The organism is Dolichospermum circinale AWQC131C (genome assembly GCF_000426905.1).
GTDB lineage: Bacteria > Cyanobacteriota > Cyanobacteriia > Cyanobacteriales > Nostocaceae > Dolichospermum > Dolichospermum circinale.
Window position 1 is genome coordinate 1,761 of sequence record NZ_KE384651.1, and the last position, 471, is coordinate 2,231.

The 471-nt window shown below is 43.5% G+C and carries 1 pseudogene; it reads left to right on the forward strand.

The features are described 5' to 3' along the window. Nucleotides 1–2 precede the first annotated feature (2 nt). A pseudogene (locus ACIR131C_RS26290) lies at nucleotides 3–471 on the forward strand (aromatic ring-hydroxylating oxygenase subunit alpha); the annotation flags it as partial.

The following is a 471-nucleotide window of genomic DNA, read 5'->3' on the forward strand; positions in this document are numbered from 1 at the left end:
TCATAGATGTATCTCATTTTCCTTTTGTCCACGATGGCGGGTTAGGCAATCGCCACCACGCACAAGTTGAAGACCTTGAGGTGAAAGTAGACAAAGATGGTATTACTATGGGTAACCTTCAACTCCAGATGCCAAGGTTGAACAGCAGTATCAAATATGACTTATGGACTCTTTGGCAAAGGGTTATTCACCCTTTATGTCAATACTACATTGCGGAATCCTCTGAAATTCGGACTGCGGATTTGATGCTGGTAACACCGATTGATGAAGACAACAGCTTGGTGCGGATGTTGATCACGTGGAACAGCCCTGAAATTTTGGACTTTAAAACATTGGAGTCAAAGCTACTAGCCGAATTTGACCAAACAATAGAAGAAGATATTCGGATCCTACATTCCCAACAACCAGCGCGTTTACCACTGTTACCGCCAAAGCAGATAAACACGCAATGGTTGCCACAGGAAATCCATG